This is a genomic window from Rhodococcus sp. NPDC003383, from assembly GCF_053589115.1.
In genome coordinates this window covers 50,211-75,716 of the sequence record NZ_JBSFRG010000015.1, presented here as the reverse complement: position 1 = coordinate 75,716, position 25,506 = coordinate 50,211, and the positions used below count along the sequence as shown (strand labels likewise).

At 69.8% G+C, this 25,506-nt stretch carries 25 protein-coding genes; 12 read left to right on the top strand and 13 right to left on the bottom strand.

All coding sequences use genetic code 11. The annotated features are described in order from the left end of the window. The first annotated feature begins 20 nt into the window (after positions 1–20). Together ACWDTS_RS15055 and ACWDTS_RS15050 are read left to right on the top strand one after the other, a co-directional pair. Complete coding sequence (locus ACWDTS_RS15055; protein ID WP_450118534.1) at positions 21–1,592, top strand: TM0106 family RecB-like putative nuclease; 1,572 nt, start codon at positions 21–23, stop codon at positions 1,590–1,592. Between the two features lie 554 nt (positions 1,593–2,146). Further along, positions 2,147–2,578, top strand: coding sequence for a hypothetical protein (locus tag ACWDTS_RS15050; protein ID WP_450109021.1), 432 nt, complete (start codon positions 2,147–2,149; stop codon positions 2,576–2,578). 102 nt (positions 2,579–2,680) lie between these two features. On the opposite strand, the gene ACWDTS_RS15045 is transcribed toward ACWDTS_RS15050, so the two are convergent. The 7 genes from ACWDTS_RS15045 to ACWDTS_RS15015 all read right to left on the bottom strand — a co-directional run bounded on the left by ACWDTS_RS15045 (position 2,681) and on the right by ACWDTS_RS15015 (position 8,866). Further along, positions 2,681–3,514, bottom strand: coding sequence for an alpha/beta hydrolase (locus ACWDTS_RS15045; protein ID WP_450109020.1), 834 nt, complete (start codon positions 3,512–3,514; stop codon positions 2,681–2,683). Positions 3,515–3,860: 346 nt separating this feature from the next. Further along, positions 3,861–4,628 carry an SDR family NAD(P)-dependent oxidoreductase gene (locus ACWDTS_RS15040; RefSeq protein WP_197252970.1) on the bottom strand — a complete coding sequence of 256 codons (768 nt, stop codon included), beginning with the start codon at positions 4,626–4,628 and terminating at the stop codon, positions 3,861–3,863. Positions 4,629–4,735: 107 nt separating this feature from the next. After that, positions 4,736–5,998: an MFS transporter gene (locus ACWDTS_RS15035; RefSeq protein ID WP_450118507.1), complete on the bottom strand. Its 1,263-nt coding sequence runs from the start codon at positions 5,996–5,998 to the stop codon at positions 4,736–4,738. After that, positions 5,995–6,462 (bottom strand): MarR family winged helix-turn-helix transcriptional regulator, encoded by a 468-nt coding sequence (locus tag ACWDTS_RS15030; RefSeq protein ID WP_450109017.1) that lies wholly within the window; start codon positions 6,460–6,462, stop codon positions 5,995–5,997. Before ACWDTS_RS15030 ends, ACWDTS_RS15035 begins: the two co-directional genes overlap by 4 nt. A gap of 102 nt (positions 6,463–6,564) precedes the next feature. Continuing rightward, positions 6,565–7,257 carry a TMEM165/GDT1 family protein gene (locus tag ACWDTS_RS15025; RefSeq protein ID WP_450118506.1) on the bottom strand — a complete coding sequence of 231 codons (693 nt, stop codon included), beginning with the start codon at positions 7,255–7,257 and terminating at the stop codon, positions 6,565–6,567. A gap of 266 nt (positions 7,258–7,523) precedes the next feature. Next, positions 7,524–8,051 (bottom strand): peptidase, encoded by a 528-nt coding sequence (locus ACWDTS_RS15020; protein WP_450118505.1) that lies wholly within the window; start codon positions 8,049–8,051, stop codon positions 7,524–7,526. Positions 8,052–8,242: 191 nt separating this feature from the next. Next, positions 8,243–8,866: a superoxide dismutase gene (locus ACWDTS_RS15015; RefSeq protein ID WP_068164327.1), complete on the bottom strand. Its 624-nt coding sequence runs from the start codon at positions 8,864–8,866 to the stop codon at positions 8,243–8,245. Positions 8,867–9,100: 234 nt separating this feature from the next. On the opposite strand from ACWDTS_RS15015, the gene ACWDTS_RS15010 reads away from it, so the two are divergent. The 3 genes from ACWDTS_RS15010 to ACWDTS_RS15000 all read left to right on the top strand — a co-directional run bounded on the left by ACWDTS_RS15010 (position 9,101) and on the right by ACWDTS_RS15000 (position 11,662). Continuing rightward, positions 9,101–10,252, top strand: a complete 1,152-nt coding sequence (locus ACWDTS_RS15010; RefSeq protein ID WP_450118504.1) for an acyltransferase family protein — start codon at positions 9,101–9,103, stop codon at positions 10,250–10,252. A gap of 10 nt (positions 10,253–10,262) precedes the next feature. After that, positions 10,263–10,931 carry a peptide-methionine (S)-S-oxide reductase MsrA gene (gene msrA / locus ACWDTS_RS15005; RefSeq protein WP_197252963.1) on the top strand — a complete coding sequence of 223 codons (669 nt, stop codon included), beginning with the start codon at positions 10,263–10,265 and terminating at the stop codon, positions 10,929–10,931. 101 nt (positions 10,932–11,032) lie between these two features. Next, positions 11,033–11,662 (top strand): Rv1733c family protein, encoded by a 630-nt coding sequence (locus tag ACWDTS_RS15000; RefSeq protein ID WP_450109013.1) that lies wholly within the window; start codon positions 11,033–11,035, stop codon positions 11,660–11,662. Positions 11,663–11,713: 51 nt separating this feature from the next. Here the strand turns inward: ACWDTS_RS15000 and ACWDTS_RS14995 are convergent, their stop codons facing one another. Then, positions 11,714–12,643: an LLM class F420-dependent oxidoreductase gene (locus ACWDTS_RS14995; RefSeq protein WP_450118503.1), complete on the bottom strand. Its 930-nt coding sequence runs from the start codon at positions 12,641–12,643 to the stop codon at positions 11,714–11,716. 356 nt (positions 12,644–12,999) lie between these two features. Between ACWDTS_RS14995 and ACWDTS_RS14990 the strand changes: the two genes are divergently transcribed. The 4 genes from ACWDTS_RS14990 to ACWDTS_RS14975 are packed head-to-tail and all read left to right on the top strand — an operon-like array spanning position 13,000 to position 16,117. Next, entirely contained in the window at positions 13,000–13,341 is a 342-nt protein-coding gene (locus tag ACWDTS_RS14990; protein ID WP_450118502.1) for a rhodanese-like domain-containing protein, read from the top strand. Further along, positions 13,341–14,417, top strand: coding sequence for a DUF4328 domain-containing protein (locus ACWDTS_RS14985; RefSeq protein WP_450118501.1), 1,077 nt, complete (start codon positions 13,341–13,343; stop codon positions 14,415–14,417). The genes ACWDTS_RS14990 and ACWDTS_RS14985 overlap by 1 nt, the downstream gene beginning before the upstream one ends. Continuing rightward, the gene (locus tag ACWDTS_RS14980; RefSeq protein WP_450109009.1) at positions 14,414–15,187 is read left to right on the top strand and encodes a glycerophosphodiester phosphodiesterase; all 774 of its coding nucleotides are present in this window, start codon (positions 14,414–14,416) and stop codon (positions 15,185–15,187) included. The genes ACWDTS_RS14985 and ACWDTS_RS14980 overlap by 4 nt, the downstream gene beginning before the upstream one ends. Positions 15,188–15,196: 9 nt before the next feature. Beyond that, positions 15,197–16,117: a DUF5926 family protein gene (locus tag ACWDTS_RS14975; RefSeq protein ID WP_450118500.1), complete on the top strand. Its 921-nt coding sequence runs from the start codon at positions 15,197–15,199 to the stop codon at positions 16,115–16,117. 87 nt (positions 16,118–16,204) lie between these two features. On the opposite strand, the gene ACWDTS_RS14970 is transcribed toward ACWDTS_RS14975, so the two are convergent. From ACWDTS_RS14970 to ACWDTS_RS14950, 5 genes are all read right to left on the bottom strand, one after another. Next, the gene (locus ACWDTS_RS14970) at positions 16,205–16,759 is read right to left on the bottom strand and encodes a ferritin (protein ID WP_450109007.1); all 555 of its coding nucleotides are present in this window, start codon (positions 16,757–16,759) and stop codon (positions 16,205–16,207) included. A gap of 121 nt (positions 16,760–16,880) precedes the next feature. Next, entirely contained in the window at positions 16,881–18,143 is a 1,263-nt protein-coding gene (locus ACWDTS_RS14965; RefSeq protein ID WP_450118533.1) for an LCP family protein, read from the bottom strand. Positions 18,144–18,378: 235 nt separating this feature from the next. After that, positions 18,379–19,188 (bottom strand): CPBP family intramembrane glutamic endopeptidase, encoded by an 810-nt coding sequence (locus ACWDTS_RS14960; protein ID WP_450118499.1) that lies wholly within the window; start codon positions 19,186–19,188, stop codon positions 18,379–18,381. Between the two features lie 34 nt (positions 19,189–19,222). After that, a complete protein-coding gene (locus ACWDTS_RS14955; protein ID WP_450109005.1) occupies positions 19,223–22,267 on the bottom strand; it encodes a Kelch repeat-containing protein in 3,045 nt (1,014 codons plus the stop codon). Positions 22,268–22,347: 80 nt separating this feature from the next. Beyond that, complete coding sequence (locus ACWDTS_RS14950) at positions 22,348–23,112, bottom strand: DUF2470 domain-containing protein (RefSeq protein ID WP_450109004.1); 765 nt, start codon at positions 23,110–23,112, stop codon at positions 22,348–22,350. Positions 23,113–23,196: 84 nt separating this feature from the next. Between ACWDTS_RS14950 and ACWDTS_RS14945 the strand changes: the two genes are divergently transcribed. From ACWDTS_RS14945 to ACWDTS_RS14935, 3 genes are all read left to right on the top strand, one after another. Beyond that, positions 23,197–23,859 (top strand): hypothetical protein, encoded by a 663-nt coding sequence (locus ACWDTS_RS14945; protein WP_450109003.1) that lies wholly within the window; start codon positions 23,197–23,199, stop codon positions 23,857–23,859. A 73-nt stretch (positions 23,860–23,932) separates the two neighbouring features. Continuing rightward, complete coding sequence (gene pheA / locus ACWDTS_RS14940; RefSeq protein WP_450118498.1) at positions 23,933–24,847, top strand: prephenate dehydratase; 915 nt, start codon at positions 23,933–23,935, stop codon at positions 24,845–24,847. Then, the gene (locus tag ACWDTS_RS14935) at positions 24,844–25,506 is read left to right on the top strand and encodes a histidine phosphatase family protein (RefSeq protein ID WP_450109001.1); all 663 of its coding nucleotides are present in this window, start codon (positions 24,844–24,846) and stop codon (positions 25,504–25,506) included. Before pheA ends, ACWDTS_RS14935 begins: the two co-directional genes overlap by 4 nt.

The window sequence follows — 25,506 nt, the reverse complement described above, 5'->3', positions numbered from 1 at the left end:
TTGTGGATGCACCCATCGAAATGCGGCGATCGCCCGTTCTCATCGAGGCGAGCGCGCTGACGAGGTGCCGTCACCGGGTGTATCTGGACGCGGCGTTTCCCGAGGACTTGGCGGCGGCACCGGAGAACCCCGGAGCGAAACAGCGGCAGGAGGCTGCCGCGGCGCATCGCGAATCGATCCGCAGGCAGCTGTTCGACGCCCAGCCCGGCTGGGTGCAGATCGCTGCCGACGGGCCCGCGTCCCGTCGGGCCGAGGACACGATCCGGGCGTGCCGAGCCGGCGTCGACCGGATCTGGGGTGCGGTGCTGCCCGCCGAGCCCGAAACAGGGCGGCGGGGCCGATCCGAGATCCTGCTGCGCGACACCGTGCGCGGCGGCTACATCCCGGTGATCGTCGTCAACCACAAGGTCACCGATCCGGGTCGGGGCGCGACCACGACCGGACTGTTCGCGTGGGAACCCGCGGTCGACGAGACCCGCAAGGTGCGCAGCCAGCTGCGCGACCAGATGCGGCTCGCGCAGCTGTACCGGATGCTCGAACGGCACGGGCTCGCCAGCCCGGCGCGGGTGGCGGGGGCGATCGGCTACGGCGGGGACTGCATCCTCGTGCACGACCTGTCCGAGGTGCTCGCCGACTACGACGAGCGGTTCGCGGACCGCATCGCGATCGCGCGTGGGGAGGTCGCGACCGAGCCGGCGCAGATCGGGGAGTGCCGGACCTGCCCGTGGTGGTCGCGGTGCCGGGAACAGCTGGTGCAGGCGCACGACGTGTCGCTGGTCGCGCCCGGCCAGCGCGCGACGGTGCTGCGGGAACTCGGTGTGCACACCGTCGACGAGTTGGCCCACTGGGACGGCGAGGAACCCGAGGTGTGGCCGCAGGGGTCGTTCGCGGACACCATCGTGACTGCAAAGGCGTGGCTGGTGGGTGCGCCCCTGGTGCGGCGATACGGGCACGTGCACGTGCACCGCGCCGACATCGAGGTCGACGTCGACATGGAGAGCTACCACGAGTTCGGTGCCTACCTGTGGGGGACGCTGCTGAACGTCGACGGTGAGTCGGCGTACCTGCCGTTCGCGACCTGGGATCCGGTGCCCACCGACGATGAGGCCCGCTCCTTCGGAGAGTTCTGGACGTGGCTCTCCGATCAACGCAAGGTCGCCGAGCGTCGTGGGAAAACGTTTGCCGCATACTGCTATTCGAGAACGGCCGAGGACAAGTGGCTGCTGGCGTCGGCGCGCCGGTTCTACGGGCGGCCCGGTGTGCCGAGTGAGGCGGAGGTCCGCGCGTTCATCGACTCGCCGCAGTGGGTCGACGTGTTCCAGGCCGTGACCGATCAGTTCGTGTGCCCGAACGGTAAGGGACTCAAGAAGATTGCGCCGCTGGCCGGACATCGGTGGCGCGACGAGGAAGCCGGTGGCGAGGCGTCGATGAGCTGGTATCGCGAGGCCGTCGGCTACGAGGGTCCGCCCGACCCGTCCCAGCGGCAGCGGCTGCTCGAGTACAACGAGGACGACGTCATCGCGACGAAGATCCTGCGTGAGTGGATGACCGACCGTGCAGTGCAAGAGATCCCGCACATCGACGACCTCTGAAGCCGCCGCGAGGCATGTGTCCGCCGAACGAATCAATTCCGCAGTGCGTGTGGTGGATTGTCGTCACATCGGGATAGATTGCTGTTCATGTGATTCGAGGTCGGTGCCGGGTGATCGACCGAAGTGGTTCCGGCGCTGAATTTTCTTATCCGACTGTGGATTCGGCCTGCAACAACGGAGGAAGAATATGCTGCGCACATCGTTGATCTCTGCCGCCCTTGTCGGCATCGCCGTCTTTGCGCCTGTTCATGTCGCGGTCGCGGCGCCGGTGACGCCTTCCCCGGTCGCGCCGGCGGCTGGTCCGTTGCCCTATCAGGCAACCACGATTTCCGGCCCGTGCTATCGCGACCCGGTAGCAATTCTGTGCCTGCTGTCCACGGGTTCGGCTTGGGTCGGCAGATAGGGCGTTGCGGCGCGCGCCGGACCAATCCTCCTGTCGCGGTGTTCCGGGCCTTCGGGCGGTTTCCTTCCCGCTGTACCCGGGTTCGTACCTGATGCCGTAGTAGTCTTCGGCAGACGCGCCGGGCCCGTCGTTCCTCTACGAAAGACTCGTCATGCTGCGTAAATCTCTACTTGTCGTCGCCCTCACCGCCGCTGTCGGTTTCGTGCCGACCGCCGCTGCGGCCGCGGCTCCCGCGCCCACGCCGGTCTCATCTGCCGTCGAATCGCTGCGTCATCCTGTGTATGCGTCGCCGGGGTGCGCGCCGGGTGCCGGTGGAACGGGATCGAGTAGCACGGCCGCATTCGCGCTATCGCTCCTGTGCGAGTTCGTTGTTCGGCTCGGAACGGGATCTGCCGATGCCCCCGGCGCATCGGTCGCGCCGACGGCGCAGGCCGCATACCGGCTCACCGCTGGTTACGGCGTCACCGATCCCGGTTCGCCGAGCCTGCTCGGTGTGCTGGCGACGGCGTCATCGATGCCGTTCACCGGCTCGACCAACATCACCGCACACCCGGGGCTTCCCAACGGCGGTGTCGGCGAATAGATGGTCCGGGTAACGGCGTCCGTCATCGGTGATGTGATCCTGCGTGAGTGGATGACCGACCGTGCAGTGCAAGAGATCCCGCACAGCGACGATCTCTGACCCTCACGACCGAGCGGCGGCTGCGAGGCGGATCATGGCGTCGACCACCGGCCGTCCGAACATGGGCGGGTCGTTGTGCCCGACCCCCGGCAGGACGACCTGTTCGACGAGGTGCGGCACCGCGTCGGCGACGCGCTCGCTCTGCGCGGGCGGGACGATCGTGTCCGCGGTGCCGTACACGACGGTGACGGGCACGCCGAGCCGGGCGACGGTCGCGGCGACCGGGAACCGGTCCCACAGCAGCATTGTCGGAAGAAGGGGGTAGTGGTGCCGCGCGACCGACGGCAGGTCGACGAACGGCGAGCGCAGCAGCAGACCCGCCGGTGGATACGCCGCGGCGAGTCCGGTCGCAACCCCGGTGCCGAGGCTTTCCCCGAGATACAGGAGCCGGTCGGGCGGAACGTTCTCGATCTCGACGAGATGGTTCCGTGCCGCCCGCGCGTCGAGTGCGAGGCCGTCCTCGGTGGGCCGGCCCGGATTGCCGCCGTAGCCGCGGTAGTCGACCAGCAGCGTCGCGAATCCCGCCAGGGACAGGGCTGCGGCGAGTGGCGCCCGGTCGAGTCGATTGCCGCCGTTCCCGGGAGCGAGCAGCACGGTGAAACCGGCGCCCGGGCCGGTGGGCTCGGCTGCCGGGACGAGCCAGGCGCCCAGTTCGAGACCGTCGTCCGTGGTGAGGCGGACGTCCCGGGCGCCCGGCAGCACCTCGGCTGCCGGGGGAGGCGTGGACGTGTCCGGCAGATAGATCAACCGCCGCTGACCGACCAACAGTGCGACGCCCGCCACTGCGATCACCGCGACGACGATCACGAGCACCCGCGCTGCTGTTCCGAGTGTCACGACTACGAGTGTGCCCCTTCCTCCGAACGAATCAACCTCGCCGTCGTGCGCCGTTTCGCCTGGCGAATGATCTTGCTCGGTGCATAGATTGGAGGCCGAACCGCATCGGGAAGGATGTCAGATGCTCCGCATAATTGTCACTGCCACTGTATTTTTCGCAGCCGCGACGGTGACCGTGGTTGGGGCAGCGGGTGTTTCGCGTGCCGGGTCACGCGTCGTGGACGCGTTGTCCTCCCGGTGGGATACCTACTCGCTGTACCCGGGCTCGTACCTCCTGCCCAGCTAGCTCCGGTGTGCCTTTGTGGCGGTTGGGGGCGCCACAAAGGCACACGGGCGGCGGAGCCGCCTAGCGCGGGGCCATGCGCAGCGCACCGTCCATGCGGATGGTCTCGCCGTTGAGGTAGTCGTGCTCGACGATCATCTGCACCAGCTGGGCGTACTCGGCGGGCTGGGCCAGGCGCGACGGGAACGGCACACCGGCCTCGAGGCCCTTGCGGTACTCCTCGGTGACGCCGGCGAGCATCGGGGTGTCGACGATGCCGGGGGCGATCGTGTCGACGCGGATGCCGTACTGGGCGAGGTCGCGGGCGGCGGGGACGGTCATGCCGTGCACGCCACCCTTGGATGCGGAGTACGCGATCTGCCCGATCTGGCCCTCGAAGGCGGCGACGGACGCGGTGTTGACGATGACGCCGCGCTGCCCGGCGTCGTCGACCGGATCGGTCTTGGCGATGGCATCCGCGGCCAGGCGCATCACGTTGAACGTGCCCAGCAGGTTCACGGTGATGACCGTGCGGAACAGCTCGAGATCGTGCGGGCCGTTCTTCGACAGGATGCGGCCCGCCCAGCCGACACCCGCACAGTTGACGACGATGCGCAGCGGCACACCCGACTCGACGACCTTGTCGACCGCGGCCTGAACCTCGTCGGCGCTGGTGACGTCCGTGGCGAGCATCGTGACGCCCTCGGGAGCCTTGCTGCCGACCCGCTCGATGGACTGGGCGAGATCGAGACCGAAGACGGTCGCGCCGGCGTCGGTGAGTCGCTTCGCGGTGGCTGCGCCGAGCCCGGACGCCGCACCGGTGACCAGTGCTGCGGTTCCCTGAATTTCCACTGCAGTACTCCTGTTCCGGCGGCCCCGTCGGCGCGCCTCGTCTGTGGTCGAACCCTAGCGCGGTGATCACCGACTCGAGGCGACCACAGACCCGAGAGTTCCTGCAGTTACGCGACGCCCTCGGCGACGGTCGTGTCGACCCGACCGAGCGCGAGACTGCGGCCACGCACCAGCAGCGCCGCACCGAGCCCGGCCGCGACGAGACACGCGACGGCGCCGAGCAGCAGTCCGGCGCGGCCGCCGAACTCCTCGCACACCCATCCGGCGAGCGGCCCGCCGATCGCGGTGGAACCGAGGAACGCCACGGACCACAGCGCCATGACCCGGCCACGCATCGTCGGGGCCGACGCGAGCTGCAACGAACTGTTCGTGGTCGCGGTGAACGATGCGCTCAATCCACCGACCAGGACCATTGCGGCGATCATGAGCCCCAGGTTCGGTGCGGCCGCGGCGGCGGCCATGGCGACACCGAACGCGAGTGCGGTCACCACCAGGGGTTTGACGCCGGTACGTCCCCACGTGGCGATCACGAGCCCGCCGACGACGGAACCGGCGCCCATCGCGGCGGTGAGGAAGCCGTAGCCACCGGCCCCGGCGGTGAGCACGTGTTCCGCGACGACGGGCAGCACGACCTGGAACTCGAACGCCAGGCAGCCGACGAGCGCCATCATGAGCAGCGGCACCGCGAGATCCGGGCTGCGCCGCACGTACGCCAGGCCCTCCCGAAGCTGACCGCGGGCGCGACCGGCCTGCGGGGACGGATTGAGCTGCGAGACGTCGAGCCGCAGCAGCGACGCCACCACCGCGACGAAACTGGCCGCGTTGAGCAGGAAGCAGACACCGAGGCCGCCGGCGGCGATGACCAGGCCGGCCACGGCCGGTCCGATCATGCGCGAGCACGACGCCAGCACGGACTGCAGGCTCACGGCGTTGCGCAGGTCGTCGGGCCCGACCATCTCGAGCATGAACGACTGGCGGGCCGGGTTCTCGAAACACTGGTTGAGGCCGAGCAGCGTGGCGAGCACCCACACGTGCCACAGCCGGACGGTGCCGGTGACGGTGAGCAGGCCCAGGACCAGCGCCTGCAGCCCCATCATCGTCTGGAGCCCGATCATCAGCTTGCGCTTGTCCACCCGGTCTGCGACGACGCCGCCGTACGGGCCGAGCAGCAGCATGGGCACGGTCTGCAGCGCCAGGACGACGCCGATCGCGGTGCCGGAACCGGTCAGCTCCAGCACCAGCCAGGACTGGGCGACGGTCTGCATCCAGGTGCCCACGAGGGAGACGGCCTGGCCGGAGATGTAGCGGCGGAAATTCGCGCCGCGCATTGCTGCGAACGTCTGTCCGCGCAGGTCGGAGAGGGCTGTCACGGGCGGCACCCCGCGGAGACGGCCATGCTCTCGGCGAGGGCTTCGAGGGCGGGAAGCGCGCGGCGGATCGCGTCGGTGTGCTCGTCCGACAACCCGGCCAGGTTCTCGGCGAACAGAGCGGTCCGCACCTCGCGCAGGTGCAGGAAGCGTTCCCGCCCGGCCTCGGTGATGCCGGCCCTGATCACGCGTTTGTCGCCGGGGTCGGGGGAGCGGGTGAGCAGGCCCGCGTCCTCGAGCTTGCCGAGCATCCGCGACAGCATGGTCGGGTTGATGCCCTCGATCTCGGCGAGTTCGCGAACCCCGATCTCGCCGTGTCGCGCGACCGTGGACAGCAGCGAGAACTGGCTGCGGGTGAGGCCGTCCTCGCCGGACGAGCGTCGGTCGACGCGGCGGGCGATCTTGCCGAACGTGAGGCGCAGCCGTGCGATCTCGTCGTCCTCGAAACGTGTGCTTGCGGAACTCACCGTCGCCTCCCGTATTAATTGCCTATCGGCAAGCATACTCCTGCGGGCAAGCCGGAACCGCCCGTTTCCAGCGGACGGTCCAGGGGGAAGGGAGGGGTTCTACTACTCGACGGGCACGCGCGGCGCCTCCACCGCGCGACGGCGGACCGCGACGGCGCGGACGCCGGCGGCAACGACGGCGAGTGCGAGCGTCGCGCCACCGGCGACGAATCCGGCCGAGGTCTCGGGGGCCAGGCCCTCACCGAGCATCCAGGCGCCGAAGGCGAAGAACAACGCCGCGGCACCGAACTTGATCGCGTTCTCCGGCAGGTGCTTGCCGAGCAGCGCGCCGACGACCACGGCGAGTGCGTCGGCCGCGACCATGCCGACGGTCGATCCGATCCACACTCCGGCCCAGTTGTTGTCGGCGGCCAGCGTGATGGTGGCCAGCATGGTCTTGTCGCCGAGTTCGGCCAGGAAGAAGGCGGAGGTGACGGCCAGGAACGCGGACCGGGTCACGCGCGCGGCCTTGTTCTGCTCCTCCTCGTCGAGGGAATCGCCGCGCAGGGTCCACAGGCCGAAGAACACGAAGGCGACACCGCCGACGATCGCGAGGGCGGTGGACGGGATCGCGACCCCGAGATAGTGGCCGACGGCGACCGAGACGAGGTGCACGGCGGTGGTGGCGGCGAGGATGCCGGACAGGACGACCCACCAGCGATAGCGCAGCGCGAAGGTCATCGCCATGAGTTGGGACTTGTCGCCGAGTTCGGCGACGAAGATGACTGCGAAACTCAGGGCGATTGCGGTGATCATCGGGTTCGTTTCCTCCTGTCCGAATGGAGGAAACGGGCTTCCTCCGGACGCCGACGCGGGGTGCGTCGACGACCGAAGGTCTCGCCCACCGGAATCGAGGGATCCGGTTCACCCGGCCGGGCCGGAACCCCGAAGGGCCGCGCCAGTGTGTCGACCGAGCGATTGGGGGCTACTCCCCTTCGCTTCGGCAACGATAGCGTGTCGGCAACGAAATCGCAAAGGGCACACTAAGTTTGGCGACCCGAACTCGAGGATGTGGGCGACGGTCACGCCGCGAGCAGCATGGCCAGAATCGCGGTGTCGGGGTCGCTGTTGGGATCCACGCCGACCCTGCTGACCAGCGACGTCACCGTGCCGTCGGCCTCGGCCTCCACCCACGCGGCCCGGTGCTCGAGCCCCAGGTGCGGCAGACCCGGCAGCAGGACGCACCCCGACGCGACGCCCACGTTCTCGGGCAGCGACGGTGTCGTCTCCGACGGCGGGTGCAGCATGATCAGTGCCGGCGGTTGATGCTTCGCGAACCGTCCCGGTTCGACGGCCTCCTCGCCGAGCACCGGCCCCTCGGCGACCACCAGCCCGACCGTGCCCGGCGCCGGATCGTCCGGAAGTTCCTCGCGTACCCCGAAGACGGTGGATGTGGGCAGCAGGCCCGGGAGCGAGGCCACCCGTACCGTCATCGCCAGCAGCTGGGTCCACTCGCGGGTGGTCTCGGGCCAGCGTCCCGAGACGACGAAACCGCGCAGGGATCCGGCGGCCTGGAAGGCGGCGAGTTCGATTCTTTCGTGTCCGTTCATCCCGCAACCTCCCCATGTCGAAGTTGTGTCGGCGCGCAGCGCCACCGCTACACCTCGTTGGGTATATGAGAAGAATGACCGGATCCCGGCTGGCACACAAGGGGGACGGAGTGCCAGGGCCGCGGCCCGCGGACACGAAAGAGGGACGCCGGATCTCCGGCGTCCCTCTTTGCGCAGCGTGTGCGGGGTGACTAGACGATCAGACCGGCGGTCTGGGTGCGGGCGCGCTCGAAGCGGGCCTGCACGTCCGCCCAGTTGACGATGTTCCAGAAGGCCTTGACGTAGTCGGCCTTGACGTTCTGGTACTGCAGGTAGAAGGCGTGCTCCCACATGTCGAGCATGAGCAGCGGAACCAGGCCGATGGAGATGTTGCCCTGCTGATCGTAGAGCTGCACGATCTGCAGGCGCTGACCGATGGAATCCCAGGCCAGGATGGACCAGCCGGAGCCCTGGATGGAGTTCGCGTTGGCCGAGAAGTGATCGCGGAACTTGTCGAACGAACCGAAAGCGTCGTCGATGGCGGCGGCGAGCTCACCCTCCGGCTTGTCGCCACCCTCGGGCGAGAGGTTCTGCCAGAACACCGAGTGGTTGGTGTGGCCACCGAGGTGGAACGCGAGGTCCTTCTCGAGCTTGGTGGCCTGCGCGGCCATCGTGCCGTTGTCGCGGGCCTCGGCCAGCTTCTCCAGGGCCGTGTTGGCGCCGGCGACGTAGGTCGCGTGGTGCTTGCTGTGGTGCAGCTCCATGATCTTGGCGGAGATGTGCGGTTCGAGGGCCGCGTAGTCGTAGGGCAGTTCCGGAAGCGTGTACTCAGCCACGAAGGGTCCCTTCATCTGCGGGCCTGTTGGGCCCGTTCATGTTTTCGATACTTCTGGGTTTCCACCCAAACTCATAAGTACACCCTGCGCAACACTGGCCTGCACGCGGTTCCGGCATATCCGGCGCGCCGCCGTCGAGGGCTGTTGGGCGGCTCGGCACGGGACAAAGGTCTCTACCTGCGCAGATGGGGGCCGGATTCGGCGCGACAGTAAACCGGACATTAACATTGCCGGATGTTTCGGCCACTCCCGAGCGACACGGCACGCGGCGGCGAAGCGCCTCGGGTCGAGTTCCCGGGCGTGAATCTGCTGAAGACACTCGCCGTACTCGCCGTCGTGTACTCGCACATCTCGTTCTATCTGATCGACGACCTCGGGACGGGCTGGTGGGGGATCGACCTCGTCTACGACGTGCTCGTCGACGGCGCGAAACTCAACCAGCACCTGTCGTTCCTCGGCGTCGCCGCCTTCATGATGCTGACCGGGATGCTCATCACCCGATCCGCGATCCGGCAGGACGCCCGCCCGTTCCTCATCGCCCGCGGCGCCCGGCTGCTGCCCGGATTCTGGGTCGCGATCCTCGCCGCGATCGTGCTCGTGCGTCTCGGCATCAACGGCATGTTCAGCGGGCAGACCGGCATCACCAACGGCGAGGCGGTGCTCAGCTTCTTCCTGGGCGGGTTCTTCCTGAAACCCGAGGTCGCGGTGCTCGGCGTGACCTGGACCCTCGCGGTGCAGGTGACGTTCTACCTCTACTGCGTGCTCGCGCGACCCCTGCTCCGAGCCGCGCCGATCGCGATGCCGACCCTCGGCGCCGCGGTGTGCATGCTGGTGATCTTCTACAACCTGTACGTCCCGCAGCCGTACGCGGTGCCGTTCCTGTCGAAGATCGCCGCAACCCTCCCGTGCGTCTTCCTCGGGCAGATCATCTACCTGGGGTGGGCGCGGCTGGCGGCTGCCCGCGGACTCGTCCTCGCGATGCTCGCGCAGGTGATGGTCGTCTGGATCGCCACCGACTACCAGGTGTACTGGGCCGGTTCCCGCTACCTGTGGACGATCGTCGTGGTCACCGCGACCGTCGTGTTGCTCGCCCGCTACGACGGCCGGCTCGCCCGCTCCCGGATCGTGTACTGGACCGCGACCCGCAGCTTCGCGATCTATCTCGTGCACACGCTGGTGCTGTACCGCGTGTACGAGAACACCGTCGGGCACCTCGGCCGTACCGGGGCCGTCCTCGCGTTCGTGGTGGTGTGCGCGCTCGTCTCCGAGGCGCTCTACCGCTGCGTGGAGGTGCCGGCCGGGCGCTGGATCACCGATCGGTGGATCCGCCGCCTCCCGGCTGACGGCGTGAGCGCGACCCCCGCCCGCAGCGAATCCCGCGCGTAGCATCGGGACCATGTCCTGGTTCGACGAGATCCTCTCCCAAAAGGCCGCCAAATCCGTGATGGTCACCCGCGAGCAGGCACTGCCCGGACGACCCGACCCCATGCCCGTGCCCGACGCCCACTACGTCAACGGCCACCGCCTCACCCCGCCGTTCCCGGACGGTATGCAAACCGCCGTCGTCGGCATGGGGTGTTTCTGGGGAGCCGAGAAGGAATTCTGGGAACTCGACGGCGTGTACTCGACCGCCGCCGGCTATGCGGGCGGCTACACCCCCAACCCCACCTACGAGGAGGTCTGCTCGGGCCGCACCGGGCACACCGAGGTGGTTCTCGTCGTGTTCGACCCGGAAGTGATCGGATACGCGCAGATCCTGCAACAGTTCTGGGAGAACCACGACCCGACGCAGGGCATGCGGCAGGGCAACGACCACGGCACCCAGTACCGGTCCGCGATCTACACGTTCGACGAATCGCAGATCGAGATCGCCGAGGCCACCGCGGAATCGTTCGGCAAGCGTCTGGCCGCTGCCGGATACGGCGCGATCACCACCGAGATCGCCCCGTTGACCCAGTTCTACTACGCCGAGGACTACCACCAGCAGTACCTGGCGAAGAACCCGAACGGCTACTGCCCGGTCCACGCGACCGGCGTCAGCTGCCCCGTCGGTCTCGGACTCTGACGATCCCCTCGGGACCTCGGGAGTCGGCGCTCGCACAGTCGCCTCGCGTGTGATATAAGGCCCATCCCCTTGCTCTTACCGGTCCGGCGGATCAATCTGGAATGAGCGAACTAGGGGGAAGGACCGGACTCGACATGGTGAACAGCACGGCGGCCTATCTACGAACGGCACGCCGATCCTCTCGACGCCGTAATCCTCTCGTGCGCCGCACCGATCGCATCGAGGCGCGGTTGACGGCCCTGCTCGCATTCCTCGTGGTCGCGATGATCCCGTTGGCGATATGGGCCGGGGCCGCAACCTGGGACACACAACTCGCGGTGTCGGCGCAGCAGACCGCGGAACGCACCCTGGTGACAGCAACGACCGCGGGTACCCCGACAACCGTCGCCGCCACCTACGGAGACTACGGAGTGTCCGACTCCGCGACGGTCCAGGCGTCGTGGCCGTGGGGCCGGGAGACACGGAACGGCACCATCCAGGTCGACTCCACCACCGCACCCGGCAGCCAGGTACCGGTCTGGGTCGACGCCGACGGCAACCAGTCGCTGCCGCCGATGAGTGCCACGAGTGCCAAGGTGTCCGCGGTGCTGGTGGGCGTGTCCGCGTGGGTCGGGACGGCGCTCGTCGCCGGTGGACTGTTCGCCGTCGCCCGCTGGCGCCTCGATCTCGCACGGACCCGCCAGTGGAGCCGGGACATCGAAATCTTCCTCGGCTCCACCAGCAGCCACTGACCTACCGGTGCCTCCCGTGAGCGGAGCTCCGGTGCCTCCCGTGAGCGGAGCTCAGCGCACCGCCGGGAGCACCTCCTGCGCGACCAGCTCGAGGTGGTCGAGATCCGCCAGGTCGAGAACCTGCAGGTAGATCCGCTGCGTGCCGATCTCGGCGTAGCGTCCGATCTTCTCGACGACCTCGGCCGGGGTGCCGGCCAGCCCGTTCTCACGCAGCTCGTCGACCTCACGCCCGATGCGTGCGGCGCGGCGCGCGATCTCGTTCTCGTCGCGACCGCAGCACAGCACCAGCGCGTTCGACCACACCATCTCCGCGGGGTCGCGGTTCACGGCGCGGCACGCGTTCCGCACCCCCTCGAACAGCCGCGCGGACTCCTCCGGCGACTCGAACGGGACGTTGAACTCGTCGGCGAAGCGGGCCGCGAGGGCAGGGGTGCGGCGCTTGCCCTTGCCGCCGATGATGATCGGCGGACCCGGACGCTGCGCGGGTTTCGCCAGAGCAGGCGATTCGAGGATCCGGTGGTGGGCGCCCTCGTACGAGAACGTCTTGCCGACCGGGGTCTCCCACAGGCCGGTGATCACGGAGAGGGATTCCTCGAGCTTGTCGAAACGCTCCTGCAGGGGCGGGAACGGGATGCCGTACGCGAGGTGCTCCTCCTCGTACCACCCGGCGCCGAGCCCGAAGTCGACGCGCCCGCCGCTCATGGCGTCGACCTGCGCGACGGTGATCGCGAGAGGTCCCGGATGCCGGAACGTCGCGGACGTGACGAGGGTGCCGAGCCGGATCGTCGAGGTTTCCCTGGCCAGCCCGGCCAGCGTGATCCACGCGTCGGTGGGGCCGGGCAGGCCCTTGCTGTTCATCGCGAGATAGTGGTCGGATCGGAAGAACGCGGCGTAGCCGAGCCGTTCGGCCGTCTGCGCGACGGCGAGGAGATCGGCGTAGGTGGCGCCCTGCTGGGGTTCGGTGAAGATCCGTAGTTCCATGGCCACGATCCTTTCAGTTCCGCGTGTACGTACGCGCGGCAGTTTCGAGTGCGCGCACCGCGCGGCGGGGCGCGCCCTCGTGGGTGATGGGAGGTGCCGGTGCGGCGCACGATGATTCGGACATGTCGAGGGACGGAGTGCGAAATGTGCTCGGCCCGAGCGAGGTAGGAGCTGTGAATTACTCCGAAAACTGGGGATGAACCTGTGGAAACTGTGGATAACTCCGTCGCCGTGGGGATTTCGTCATCGGTTCTGGTCGGGAATGTGGCCGGCCTGTAACAACTGTGTGACGCACCGGTGATGTAGCGCCGATCCGACGGCTGCGTCCCCGGAAGACGCGTGCCACTATTGACGATGTGAGCTTCTCCGATGTTCCCACCGTGTCGGTCGACGACGTCCCGGAGATCGGGGACGGCGTGGTGCTGTTGGATGTGCGCGAAGCCGACGAATGGGATCTCGGTCATGCCCCGGGCGCGCTCCACATCCCGGTCGCCGATGTACCCGCCCGGATCGAGGACATCGACATCGACGCCGAGGTCTACGTCGTGTGCCGTCAGGGCGGCCGATCCGTGGGCGTCGTCGCGTACCTCAACAACATCGGGTTCGATGCGTTCCAGGTGAGCGGCGGCATGGTGGCCTGGCAGCGCACCGGACGACCCCTGACCGCCGACGGCGACACTCCGGCGAAGATCTATTGATGCCCGCCTTCCAGATCTGTGTCCGTTGCGAACACCGCTGGCCGGTGGTGGGGCAGCCGCGCCAATGGTGCCCCGGCTGCCGCGGGCTGCTGCTCTCGCCCGTGGACCCGCAGCGTCCGGTGCCGCCGGCGCGCCGCAACTTCCGTTGGGTCGCCATCCCCTCCGCAGCCGGCACGCCGCCCGAGGCGCAGCCTCGCACGGGTGGGGCCGCGGCGCTCGGCGCCACCCCCCGCTACGACGACGTGCCGCGATGGGGTCTGCGTGACCGTCGCGCGGTCACCACCGTCGACGAACCGACCCGTGCCGAGAAGCTCGCCGAGATCGCCCCGACGCTCCTCGTCGCGACCGCGGTGCTGTTCGCGCTCGCGGCCCTCGCCGAAGCCGTCCGCTACGGGCTGCTGCTGTTCAACCGCACCCGCCTGGTCGATCCCGTCGCGCTGGCGCTGTCCGACGCCGCCGTCGGCTCCACCCAGGTGGTCGCGCCGCTGGTCGCGCTCGCGGCCGTCGTCGCAGCCGGGCTGCGGTTGGTCCGGGTACGCGAGCGCGTGTACGCGGCACGCGGGTCGTCGGATCCGCGACCGCCCGCGCTGATCGTGCTGGGCTGCGTGATCCCGCTGGTCAACCTCGCGCTGCCGGGGGTGTACCTCACCGAGATCGCCGACGACGCCGGCCCGCGGGTGCGTCGCGCCGTCCGCACCTGGTGGATCCTGTGGGTCCTCGGCGGGATGCTGGTCGTCGTGACCCTGCTGTGGCGGCAGCGCGACGCCCTGCAGGCCCGCGCCGACGGCGTCGTCCTGTCCGCGGTGACCGCCGCGGTCGCCGTGCTTGTCGCGGTCGCTGCACTGCACGTGCTGCGGTTGTTCGACGGCACCGACCTGCGCGGACGGCCGCTGAAGTACCGACAGCTCACGGTCGCGACCGGTCCGGCGCACTCGCCGATCGCCCCGATCGAACCGGCCGGGCGGCGGTCCGATCCCGAGGAACCGGTTCTCGAGGAACCGGTCGAGGCCCCCGAGACCACCGAGACCACGGAGTCGGCAGAGCAGCGGGAACACGCGAAGGTGGTGACGTCGTGAGCGAGAGCGAAAGGCCCCGCGTCGTCGCGCACCGGGGCGCGTCCGCGGCCAAACCCGAACACACCCTCGCCGCCTACGAGCTGGCGTTGCAGGAGGGCGCCGACGGACTCGAATGCGACGTGCGGCTCACCCGCGACGGACATCTGGTGTGCATCCACGACCGCACCATCGACCGCACGTCGTCGGGCACCGGCGTGGTCAGCGAGATGACGCTCGCCGAGCTGTCGGCCTTCGACTACGGCAAGCCCGGCGAACCGGCGTCGCTGCTGACCCTGCGGCAGCTCCTCGAACTCGTCCTGGACTGGACGAGCGTGCCGGTCAAGCTCTTCGTCGAGACGAAACACCCCGTGCGCTACGGCGGACTCGTCGAAGCGAAACTGCTGGCCGAGCTCGCGCGGTTCGGCCTCGCCACCCCGGCCTCCGCGGATTTCTCGCGGGTGGTGGTGATGTCGTTCGCGGCGAGCGCGGTGTGGCGGATCCGCCGGTCCGCGCCGCTGCTGCCCACCGTGCTGCTCGGCGACACCTCGCACTACCTGGGCGGCGGCGCCGCTACCACGGTCGGGGCGACCGCGATCGGACCGTCGATCGCGACGCTGCGCGAGCACCGGGACCTCGTGGACCGGGCTGCGGCGGCAGGTCGCGCGACCTACTGCTGGACGGTCGACGATCCGGCGGACGTGGAACTGTGCCGCGCGCTCGGCGTCGGCTGGGTCGCCACCAACCATCCGGGGCGCACCAAGCAGCTACTGGCGGTGCAGGACGGCGTGTAGGTTGGCGCGGTGGCCAAGAAGAGCAAGAGAAACAGTGGACCCAAGCCCGGCAGCAACCGCGCCGCCAAGCTCGAGCAGCGTCGCCTCGAACGTGAGGCGGCGTCGTCCTCGGTGACCCGTCCCTTCGAGGGTCTGGCCGCCGAATGCGACCTCGTCGCGCTGCGCGAGTTCGTGCCGTCGGCGCTCGTCGAACTGCCGCTGGCAACGCCCGTCGAGGGTCGCAGCCTCACCCTCGCGACGGTGCTGCCCGGCGCGGTCGCCGCGCTGGTCCGCAACGAGGGCGACGACGTCGCCGCCTACGTCGGTCTGCAGCTGGCCGCACCCGGACCGGACCCGGCCGCCGACCTCGGTGCCGCGATCGAGTGGGCACTGACCGCCGAGCCCGGCACCTCGCTGCAGGCCGCCGGGGCCGACGCCGACACCCCGCGCCTGCAGGATCTCGTCGTCACCGACGCGGTTCCGGCGATCACCGTCCACCAGGACTTCAACTGGTGGATCCCGGAGGGCGTCGAGGTCGCGGCGGACGTCGCGCACACCGTCTCGCACGCCAACGACGCGATCATGCCGTCGGCGCGGCTGTCCGGTGACGGACTCGTCGCCGCCTGGTGGGTCGACGCCGGCGAGAAGGCGCACCTGCGGTGGGTGCGGCCCGAGGACGAGGACGCACTGATGGCGGCGCTGTCGCGGGTGCACGCCGCGGGCGGTCTGAACCTGGGTGAGGGATCGCGGTTCGCGGGATCGTTCCGCACGCACGGCCTGCTGGTTCCGGTGTTCGACCTGGATCCGGAGAAGCACCCCGACGAGTGGGTCGCGGCGACCGTCGAGTTGGGTGCCCGCCTCGACGAGGCGCTGGCCGTCGACGCACCGCTCACCGCGGCGGAGCGTCGTTCGCGGGACGGCCTGCGCGGCCGCCAGGTCACCCTGCGCTGATACTGCGGTCGGGCCGATACTGCTCCGAAACGACGCCGTCCGGCAGACCCGAATCGGTCTGCCGGACGGCGTCGTTTACAGGCGAACTCAGAGGTTGCCGCCGGCTGCAGCCGGAGCGTTCACCGGCGGGGCCGCGACCTTGCTGTTGATCTCGCGGGCCACGAACTCCTCGATGTGGAACAGGTTGTCCCGGGCGCGGTCGGCGACGGTGAGCAGCGTGTTCATGGTCGCGACCTCCTCGACCTGCTCCTTGAGGAACCACTGCATGAACTGCTCGCCGAGGTAGTCGCCGTCGTCGCGCGCGGTGCGGGCGAGCTCGACGATCTGCTCGGTGACCTTCTGCTCCTGCGACAGCGCGAGGGCGATGGCCTCGCGGGCGCTGTCGAACATCGACTGCACGGCGTCGACACCGGTCAGGTCGACCGCCATGTCCCGGTCCAGGAAGTACTGGACGATCATCATCGCGTGATTGCGCTCTTCGACGGACTGGGCGTAGAAGAGCTTGGCCAGCTGCGGCAGATCGGCATTGTCGAAGAAGACCGCGATCGCGATGTACTGATGCGAGGCGGTGAATTCGTTGCGGATCTGGTCATGAAGCAGCGAATGGAACTTGCTCTTGTTCATCGCACCCATGGTCGTCATGGCAACGACGTTAGTGCAGGTCAGAGGCTTGCGCATCCAATGGGAGCCTACGCTTATCAAGATCAGTATTGCCTTTGCTGGGTAATATGAGGCAAGCCTGAGTTTATTCCGAACCCATTTGTCAAGGGGTTGGCGAAAGCAATTCTGGAGGTATGGGCCGGTCTTCCGCAAGGGAATCGAAGAACGGGATTGCCCGCTCACGGTCCCACAACAGGACGTTGCCGGAACCGTCGACATCCTCGAAACCGCCGACCGGAACCGTCGCGGTCACCGTCTCCCCGCGCATCGCCCACGCCAGGCGCGCCAGGTTCCACAGGTGGGTGCCGTCGTCGACCTCGAGGGTCGCGGTCGCCCCCGAGGCGAGCGACCACAACCGGAACGGATTGAGCATCGTGCCGAGCCCGGTCGCCTTGCTCAGCAGGGCCGACATGAACAGGCGCTGATTGTTCATGCGATCCAGGTCGGCGAGGGGCGTCGCGCGGGTGCGGACGAACCCGAGCGCCTCGGGGCCGGACAGTTCCTGGCATCCGGGTTGCAGGTTGATCCCGGCCAGCGGGTCGTCGATCGGGTACGGCACGCAGATGTCGACGCCGCCGAGCGCGTCGACGATCGATGCGAACCCGCCGAACCCGATCTCGACGTAGTGGTCGATGTGCACACCGGTCGCGCCCTCGACGGTCTGCGCCAGCAGCGTCGGGCCGCCGACCGCGAACGACGCGTTCAGTTTGTCCTGCCCGTATCCGGGGATCGACACGTACGAGTCGCGGGGCAGGCTCACCATCGTCGTGGCGCCTCCGCCCTCCGGCACGTGCATGAGGATGATCGTGTCGGTGCGCTCGGGCCCGACGTCACCACCGGTGGCCAGTTCCTGTTCCTGCTCGGCGGTCAGCCCGGTGCGGCTGTCCGATCCGACGAGCAGCCAGTTCGTGCCGGGGGTGTCCGCGACCCGGTCCGGATAGGCCGCGAGCGCGTCGATGCGGGTGAGCTTGCCGTCGAGGTGGACCACCCCGGCGATCGTCAGGACGAGCAGCGCGACCACCGCGAGGGCGATGCGTCGCGTCCACCGGGGGAAGGCTCCGGGCCGGCGCCTGCGCGGGGCGGGTTCCGGAGCGGGCCGAGGCCGGCGCGGCGGGGCACCCGGAGGCGGTCCGGCCGGGGGAGCAGGTGCGCGGCGCTGCTGCCGCGGATCGGGTCGCTGCGTGTCGGTGAAGCGTTGCGGGGTCTGCGTCGGTGCCCGATCGCGGGACTGCTGACGCTGTTGCTGTTGCTGCGGGGGTCGCGGCGGTGGGGCCGTCGGGCGGCGGGCCGCGGGCTGCCGATAGGCCGGGTTCGGTGCCTGTGACCAGGCCTGTTGCGGTGCGGGACGACCGTCGCGGCGGATGATCTGCGGGCCTTCGGGCGGCGGGCCGGGCTGCGCGTGCGGGGGTGGGGATGCGGGACGGCGAAGCGGCGGCCCCTGGGGCGGCCGCGGCCGATACCTGGGGTCGGGACGGTCGCCGTTCACGCGTCAACTGTACGTTCCGCGGTCGCCGGAACCCGAGGGCACGGGGATCCGCCGACGAGAAAGACAGCAGCGCGCGGCGGTCAGCGCGCTGCTGTCTGCGCGCCGCGCGGCTGCCTCACGGCAGCCAGGACACGTGCCCGCGCAGCGCCTGATACCCGACGAACGCGACCGAGTCGATCAGCGCGTGCGCGATCACCAGCGGCCACAGCCGCGACGTCTTCTGCCAGAACCGGCCGAAGATCAGACCCATGACGAAGTTCCCGACACCGCCGCCGAGCCCCTGATACAGGTGGTAGCTGCCGCGCAGCAGCGCCGACGCGACCAGGGACCGGTTCTCGGACCAGCCGAGCTGCCGCAGCCGGGTGATCAGATACGCGACGACCAGCACCTCCTCGGCCGCCGAGTTGGCGATCGCCCACAGCACCAGCGCCGGCAGCCGCCACCAGTAGTCCTCGAGGGTGCTCGGCGCGACCGTCAGATTCAGGCCCATCGCGCGCGCCGCGAGATACAGGCCCAGACCCGGGATGCCGATCAGCGCGGCCAGCCCGACACCGGGCAGCACGTCGCGGCGCACGTGCGGTCGCGCGAACCCGATGACCTTCGGTCCGATTCCGCTGCGCCACAACAGGTAGACGCCCAGCGCCGCCCACGCCAGCAGCCGCACGATGCCGAGGAGCTGGCGGGCCAGATCGATGAGCTGCTGCGACGACCGCGGCACGTTCAGCGCGACCGTCTGCTCCGACAACGGCGCCGGGGCGAGCGCGGATTCGAGCAGCGACAGGATCGACGACACCCCGCTGAGCCCGAACGTGACCAGCAGGACGATCGTGATCTCGATCCACAGCGCCCGGCGCTCCGTAGCGCTCAGCGGTGTCTCCGGATTCCGGGGTGCGGGGGAGAGCCAGTCGCGGATCGTCGTCGTCACCGCAGCGATTGTGCCGCACGCGCGCCGGATGCGGTCACCAGAAGTCGAGCGCCTCGGCGATCGCGATGGACTGCGCGTGCGTCGGCCGCTGTGCGCCGTCGATCGCATAGATCGTGTTGCCGACGGTCGCGACGACGAGCCCGTGCCGTGCGGTGCCCATCGGGGCGAGTTCGGTCCACATGCCGGTCGCGATGTCGTACGCCTCGACCTCGGAGAGGACGCGGGTGGGTTCTTCGCCGCCGATGGCGACGATGCGGCCGTCGAGGTAGGCGGCGCCGAGGCCGCCGCGGGGGGTGGGCATGTCGGGCAGACGGGTCCAGGTGTCGGTCGCGGGATCGTAGCGTTCGACGGTGGCCGTGTTCTTGTCGGAGGAGAGGTTCCGGCCGCCGATGACGTAGGCGTAGGTGCCGTCGGTGGTGGCGGCGAGGTGTTCGCGCGGGGTCGGCAGATCGGCGACGGTGGTCCAGGAGTTGCCGTCGAAGACGTCGGTGGCGGCGACGAGCTGGTTGTCGGCCTGTCCGCCGAAGACGTAGATCTTGTCGCCGATGGTCACGGCGGCGCCCGCAGCTCGAGCTTGCGGCATGGGCGGCAGGTCGACCCATTCCCCGTCGCGCAGGGCGAACACCCGATCCGACGGATGCGCGGTCAGATTGGGACCCTCCGGTTCCCACCCGCCGAGCACCACCAGCTCGCCGTTGTATTCCACGGCCATCGGATGGTTCAGCGGCGCCGGCAGATCCGGTCCCGCCTTCCACGTGTCGATCGCCGGGTCGTAACCCTCGACCTTCCCGGTGGAGCCGTTGTTGCCCAGCCCGCCGAGCACCCACACGGTGCCGTCGGCGACGGTCGTCGCGGTCTGCTGACGCGGGGTCGGGGCGTCGCGCAGCCGGCGCCACGCCGGACCGGGCTGAATCTGCCGCGGCGGGATCTGCAGCGCCTCGTTCACCGCGGTGGACTCGGCGTGGGTGGGTTCGGTCGCGCCGTCGATCGCGTAGAGCGTGTCCCCGACCGCTCCGAGTGCCAGGCCGTGCCGCGGGGTGGCCAGCTCGGGCAGTTCCGCCCACGTGCCCGTGCTCACGTCGTACGCCTCGACCTGGCCGAGGACTCGGGTGGGTTCTTCACCGCCCGCGGCGACGATGCGGCCGTCGAGATAGGTGGCGCCGAGGCCGCCGCGGGGGGTGGGCATGTCGGGCAGGCGGGTCCAGGTATCGGTGGCGGGGTCGTAACGTTCGAGCGCGGCGGTGTTCTTGTCGGAGGAGAGGTTCCGGCCGCCGATGGCGTAGGCGTAGGTGCCGTCGGTGGTGGCGGCGAGGTGTTCGCGGGGGGTCGGCAGGTCGGCGACGGTGGTCCAGGAGGTGCCGTCGAAGACGTCGGTGGGGGCGACGAGCTGGTTGTCGGCCTGTCCGCCGAAGACGTAGATCTTGTCGCCGATGGTGACGGCGGCTCCCGCGGCGCGCGGGTGGGGCATGGGTGGCATCTCGACCCACTGGCCGTTGCGGACCGCGAAGACCCGATCGGACGTCGTCGCGGTGAGGTTCGGCCCGTCGGGAATCCAGCCGCCGAGCACGACGGGCACGCCGTCCCAGGTCACCGCCATCGCGTGATTGAGCGGAACCGGCATGTCGGGGCCGGTCTTCCAGGTGTCGATCGCCGGGTCGTAGCCCTCGTGTGCGGCCGAGGCGCCCTCGTCGTCGAGTCCGCCGAACACCCACACGGTGCCGTCGGCGACGGTCGTCGCGGTCTGCTGACGCGGGGTCGGGGCATCGCGCAGCGCCCGCCACTGCGCGGTCGGCGGCAGTTCGAGGGTGTTCTCGCCGCCCGCCGCGGCCGTGTCGGAACCGTTCGGCGGACGCGTCACCAGGTAGAGACCGGTCCCGGCGACCGCGAGGAACAGCACGGCGAGCACGGCGATCACGGCGCGCAGCGACACCCGCCCCGACGATGCGTCCGCACCGGTCGGCGCAGGCGCGGCCGGGCCGCTCGGGTGCGGGGTGGCAGGACCACTCGGGCCACTCGGGCCACTCGGGCCGCTCGGACCACTCGGGCCGCTCGGGCCGCTCGGGTGCGGAGTGACCGGAGGTAGCGGCGGTGGTGTCGACGACCCGTTCCGGATGCGCACCGCGGTGGCGGTGTCGGCTGCCGGCGCACCCTTCAGGGTCGGCTGATCGTGCTGACGGTGATCGCCGGGCAGGGCCATCTCGTCGACGTGCCGTCCGTGCCGGGCCTGGATCTCCTGCAGTTCCCGGCCGAACTCGGCGGCGGTCGACGGGCGGGCCGCCGGATCGGCCGACATCGCGTGTTCGAGCGCGGCGCACACGTCGTCGGGGATGCCCTGCGGCCGCAGGTCGGGGATGGGCTGGCTGCTGATGCGCAGGAACTGCGCGACGATCTCCTCACCGGTGCGGCGTTCGAACGCGGCACGGCCGGTCAGCATCGCGAACATCGCCGCCCCGAGCCCGTACACGTCGGAATTGGGTGTCGGAGGCTTGCCCTCGAGCACTTCGGGGGCGGTGAACGCGAGCGATCCGGTGAACGCACCTGTCGCGGTCTCGAATCCGCCGGCGATCCGCGCGATGCCGAAGTCGGTGAGCTGCGGCTCGCCGTACTCGGTCATAAGGATGTTCCCGGGTTTCACGTCGCGGTGCAGCGTGCCCGAGTGATGGGCGGTTTCCAGGGCTCCGGCGAGTTTGACGCCGACGCGCACCACCTCCGGCCACGGCAACGGCCCGTCGCGCCGCACCTTCACCGCCAGCGAATCGTTGGGGTGATAGGGCATCACGATGTACGGCCGGCCGCTCGAGGTCACCCCGACCTGGAGGATGTTGACGATGTTGGGATGGCCGGACAGCCTGCCCATCGCGTAGCCCTCGCGCAGGAACCGCTCCCGGTTCTCGACGTCGAGGTCGGAGGAGAGCACCTTGATCGCGACCGTCCGTCCGAGCGAGCGTTGCTTGCATCGGTAGACGACACCGAAACCGCCGCGTCCCACGACCAGCGCGTCGTCGAATCCCGCGGCAGCCAGCTCCGCGGTGATTCCCTGACCCGCCGGGCGGGTCGCTTCCGGATCGAAATCGGCCATCGGCCCAGGCTTTCGACGTGTACAGCGTGGTTCGCGAGTGTACGACGAGGATACCGCTGCAAATGACCCGGAAACGAAGATCAGGGGCGGGCGCGGAGACCGTTGACGAACGGGCAGCCGACGAGGCGACGCAGCGCGCGGCTCAGCCCGGTGGCGTCGTCGACCGGCTCGTGGAACGGAATGCGGACGTCGTGGTCGCCGGTGCCGGATTCGATGCGCAGCCGCAGGCCGTACCGGTCGAGACCGAGGGGGCGGATGCGGCCGGTCCGCGCGGCCGGCGGGATGCGGCGGGCGATGCGCAGGACGATGTCGGCGTGGTCCTGCTCGAGGTGCTGCAGCCACGCGGTCTCGAGCGCGGCGAACGGGTCGGGCAGTGCGGTCAGCACGTCGTCGACCTCGACGGATTCGGCTCCGGTGGTGTCCGCGGCGACCACGGACGTCAGTTCGAGACGCAGCAGTTCGGTGCCGTGGCCGACGTCGAGCAGTTCCGGATGGGGCAGGTCCTCGGCGACCTCGGCGGCGAGTTCGCGGGGGTTCTCGACGGGGTGTAGCGACCCGCTGAGCCAGATCAGCGACCGCACCGGGTTGCGCAGCGCGATCGGCGAGTGGTCGGTGAGTTCGAGGACTGCGGGCAGTCCCGCGGGGCCGGCCTGCCAGGCGAGTGCGACGGCCGGGCAGTCGACGGGAACGGTGACGACGATGTCGCCGTCGGTGTGGAGGTGGTGGACCGCAGTGGTCACCGGGTCGCAGCCGTCGACGGCGAGAACGGTCGAATCGGCACGCACGAGGGCAGTGCACACCCGCTCTGCGGTGCTGGGGGCAGGAACGTCGGTGAGAGTCTGCATGCCGTCCTCCTCGGTAAGTAGGTGAGGCAAACCTAAGTCATTGTGGTGGGCGTCGCAAGAGTCTCCCGGGGCTAATCTGAATCGGTGTCGATCCCGCTCTCCCTCGGAATGCCGCCCTCCCGTGAAGAACCTCGCGGGCTCCTCGACGCGCTGCTGACCCACCGCGCGCCCGCGCCGGCGGACGTCCCCGCCCGCTTCCTCGCGCCGAGAATCGTGACCGCCGCCGACGCGGAGGCCGCCGGCGACGTGGTCGTCGAACTCGACGCCGGCGCCGAGGCTCCCGCCCCGGGCAGCCGCCGCCCGCTGCGCTACCAGATCGACTGTGCCCCCGAGTATCTCGACGACATCCTCGCGTTCACCGCGCCGGCGCCGCTGTGCGTGTACGTCACGGGGGACACCCTCGCCGACACCGCCCGCCGGCTCACCGAGGCCGGTCACGTCCCCGGCCTGCCCGCCGGCCGCAGCGCCGACGAGATCGCCGATTTCCTCGCCGTCCTCGCCCACTCCGACACCGGCTACGTCGCGCAGGCCCGCGACGCCGCCGAGGTGCTCGCGCTGCTGTCCGCGACCGCCGCGGCACTGAGCGGATTCGACGTGCGGCAGGCGGTCGCCGAACCCGACGCGGCCCGCCTCGCCGCCCTCGTCCCCGAGGCCGCCGCCGCGGTCCGCGAGATCCTGCTCACCGTCGAGGTCGACGACCCCGCCGCGATCGTCGCGGGACTGGCCGGCCTCGGCCTCACCCGCTAGCGCGGATAACGGTTCCCGTCACTCCGAGCGCAACGGGGCCGGAGCGCGAGGTGCGATGCGTAACCTCGTAGGCGTGCCACGCATCGCCTACTTCGGTCCGACCGGGACCTTCACCGAAATGGCCCTCGCACGCCTCGAGGACACCGGAATCTTCGACGCCTCGGTCGAACGGGTGGCGGCGGCCAGCCCGCCCGCCGCGCTGCAACTGCTGCGCGACGGCGACGTCGACGGTGCCGTGGTGCCGATCGAGAGTTCCGTCGAAGGATCCGTCCCGCCGACCATGGACGCCCTGTCCATCGGACCCCGGCTGCAGATCGTCGCGGAAACCGAACTCGACGTGACGTTCACCGTCGTCGCGCGCCCCGGCACCACCGCCGAGCAGGTCCGCACCCTCGCCGCGTACCCGGTCGCGGCGGCACAGGTGCGGCAGTGGGTCGCCGACAACCTGCCGCAGGCCCGGATCGTCACCGCCTCGTCGAACGCCGGCGCGGCCGAGGACGTCGCCGCCGGCAAGGCCGACGCCGGAATCTCGACCGCCCTCGCCGGTGAGCGGCTGGGCCTCGACGCCCTCGCCGAGAACGTCGCGGACTTCACCGGCGCCCGCACCCGGTTCGTGCTGCTCACCCGGCCCGCGAAGACCCCGCCCCGCACCGGACGCGACCGCACCTCGGTGATCCTGCAGCTGCCGAACGAACCCGGATCGCTCGTACGGGCGATGACCGAGTTCGCGACCCGCGGCATCGACCTCACCCGCATCGAGTCGCGCCCGACCCGCCAGGAATACGGCACCTACTTCTTCCACTTGGACTGCGTGGGACACATCGACGACGCGCTCGTCGCCGAGGCACTCAAGGCCCTGCACCGATTCGCGCAGGTCCGGTTCCTCGGGTCGTGGGCGGCGGTCGCCGACAACGGTGTGCCCCCGGTGTCGGACGAGGCGGACGCGCAGTGGCTCGACGCGCTGCGACGGGGAGAGGAAGACCGGTGAGCGGCAGATTGATCCTGGCCCGGCACGGGCAGACGGTGGCGAACGTGGCGCGGCGGCTGGACACCAAGCTGCCCGGCGCCGAACTGACGGAACTGGGTATCGCCCAGGCACACACGCTCGGCACCAACCTGGCCGACCGGCCCCCGGCGCTGCTCGTCGCCTCCCAGGCGATTCGCGCCCGGCAGACCGCCCACCAGATCGAACTCGCAGCGGGGGTCGCCGCGACCGTCCGCGAGGGACTGCACGAGGTCCAGGCCGGCGACCTCGAGGACCGCAGCGACGAGGAATCCCACAAGCTGTTCATGAAGGTCTACGAGGCCTGGCACAGCGGCGACCTGCGCTCCCGGGTGCCCGGCGGTGAATCCGGCCTCGACGTGATCGACCGTTACGTGCCGGTCGTCGAAGACCTGCGCGAGCACTACCTCGGCGACGGATCGGGCGACGTCGTGGTGGTCAGTCACGGTGCCGCGATCCGGCTGATCGCCGCGTACCTCGGCAAGGTGCCGGGCAGTTTCGCGACCAGCAACCACCTCGCGAACACCCAGACCGTCGAACTGGTGCCGCGTCCCGGTGGCGGCTGGGAATGCGTGCGGTGGGGCACCTTCCAGGCGCCCTTCCACGAAACCGGAGGCGCGGGCGCCGACGACCCGATGGGCTGA